Genomic DNA, 2,211 nt, shown 5'->3' on the forward strand with positions numbered 1-2,211 from the left:
GGCGCAGGCGGTGCTTGCCCGCCGCGATGCGGAAACCGGGCCGGATATCACCGGCGACGCCAATGCGCAGGTCGCGCGACTGTCGGGCCGCTACACCATCCCGCCGCCTTATGGCGGCAGTGTGCGCTTCCTCGGCACCGCCCAGGCGAACCTTTCATGGAACCTCGACCTGTTCGGCCGCCAGCGCGCCGCTATCGAGGGCGCCCGCGCCTCGCTTACCGCCGCCCGCTTCGACGTGGATGCAGCGCGGCTGATGCTCGCCGGCTCGATCGTCGCGACCTATGCTGAGGTCGCCCGCGCCGAGCGGATCGCCGCCATCGCCCGTCAGACGATCGCCGCACGCGAACGCGCCGTGCGGCTCACCAGCACGCGGGTGCAGAACCAGCTCGCCAGCAAGCTGGATGTGCAGGCCGCCGCCACCCTGCTCGCCCAGGCACGTGTTGCGCTGACCCGGGCCGAGGCCGCGCGCGTCATTGCGGTGGACGCGCTGGCGGCGCTGGTGGGGCGGGGATCGGATTATGCGGCCGGGATCGGCCCGACGCGCCTGTCCGATCCCGTCACCCTCGCCTTGCCCGCGACGATCCCCGCCGACCTGCTTGCCCGCCGAGCCGATATCGCTGCCGCCGCCGCGCGGGTCGATGCCGCCGCCGCCGGGCGCCAGGTGGCACGCCGCGCCTTTTACCCGGACGTCAATCTGGTCGCGCTTGCCGGCCTGCAGGCGGTGGGCATCGGCAACCTTTTCAACGCCGACGCGGGCACCGCCGGTGCCGGGGCCGCACTCCACCTGCCGATCTTCGATTCCCGCCGGCTCGAGGCGGATCTCGCCGGGGCGACCGCGCAGGTCGATCTCGCCATCGCGGATTACAACCGCACGGTTGTTGGCGCGGTGCGCGAAGCGGCGGACGCGCTCGCCCAGATTCGCGCCAACACGGCCGAGGCGAGGGCGCAGGCCGAAGTGGTCCGCGGCTTCGCCGAAACGAACCGATTGAACGCCGTTCGCATCAATGCCGGGCTCGAATCGCGCCTCACCGGCATCGACACCGACATCCGCCTGCTGGACGCCCAGCTCGCCTCCGCCACCCTGTCCGTCGACGCGCTTGCCGCACGGGCGCGGCTCGCCCAGGCGCTGGGCGGCGGCTTTGATCCCTCCCGGAACCCAGCATCATGACCGATACCGCCGTTCCCGCCCCGCCCGCCGGCCGCCCGGCGCTTCGTCGCCGGCTGCTGCTGGGTCTCGCCATTGTCGTGATCGTCGGCTTCGCGATCTGGGCCGTGTTCCACTTCCTCCTCGCCGCACCGGAAGAGGAGACCGACGACGCCTATGTCGCCGGCGACGTAGTGGCAGTGACGGCGCGCGATCCGGGAACGATCATCGCCATCCACGCCGACAATACGCAGTCGGTGAAGGCTGGCCAGCCGCTGATCGATCTCGATCCGCTGACGGCCGACGTGAACCTCGCCGCGGCTGAGGCGGAACTGGCGCGCGCCGTGCGTGGCACCCGCGCCGATTTCTCCCGCGTCACTGAATCCGGCGCCGCCGTGGTTCAGGCGGAGGCACAGCTCGCCGCCGCCCATGCCGATTACGCCCGCCGGCGCGGTGCCGCCGCGGAAGGCGCCGTCTCGGGCGAGGAACTCAGCCACGCCGCCGATCAGGTAAAGGTCGCCCGCGCCGCGCTGAACTTGGCGCGCAGCCGCCGCACCCAGGCGCAGAGCACGGTGGCCGGCACGGCGGTGAACACCAACCCCGCCGTGCTCGCCGCCATCGCCGCCTATCGCCGCGCCGCCATCGTGCGCAGCCACATGCATATCGTCGCGCCGATCGATGGCGTGGTGGCGCAGCGCCAGGCGCAGGTGGGGCAGCAGATCGCCGCCGGCACGCCGCTGATGGCGGTTGTCCCGCTCCAGCGCCTGTGGGTGGACGCGAACTTCCGCGAAACGCAGCTCAAGGACATCCGCATCGGTCAGCCCGCGACGGTGGTGGCCGACGCTTATGGCGATGAAGTGGTCTATCACGGCCGCGTCGCCGGCCTGTCGGCGGGCAGCGGCAACGCCTTTGCCCTGCTGCCGCCGCAGAATGCCAGCGGAAACTGGATCAAGATCGTGCAGCGCGTGCCGGTGCGCATCATGCTCGATCCCAAAGAGCTGCGCGCAAACCCGCTGCGCGTCGGCCTGTCGGTGCTCGCCACGGTGGACACCGCCAGCACCGGCGGT

General features: G+C 71.8%; 2 protein-coding genes. Both read left to right on the plus strand.

The window, feature by feature from the left end; genetic code table 11:
• On the plus strand, positions 1-1,168 hold a 1,168-nt coding region (locus AX702_RS14275; protein ID WP_066780667.1), incomplete at its 5' end, for an efflux transporter outer membrane subunit.
• Positions 1,165-2,211, plus strand: a 1,047-nt coding sequence (locus AX702_RS14280) for an efflux RND transporter periplasmic adaptor subunit (RefSeq protein ID WP_066780669.1), incomplete at its 3' end; no start/stop codon positions are given. The genes AX702_RS14275 and AX702_RS14280, both read left to right, overlap by 4 nt.

It is taken from the genome of Sphingomonas sp. CCH5-D11 (assembly GCF_001557395.1).
GTDB lineage: Bacteria > Pseudomonadota > Alphaproteobacteria > Sphingomonadales > Sphingomonadaceae > Sphingomonas.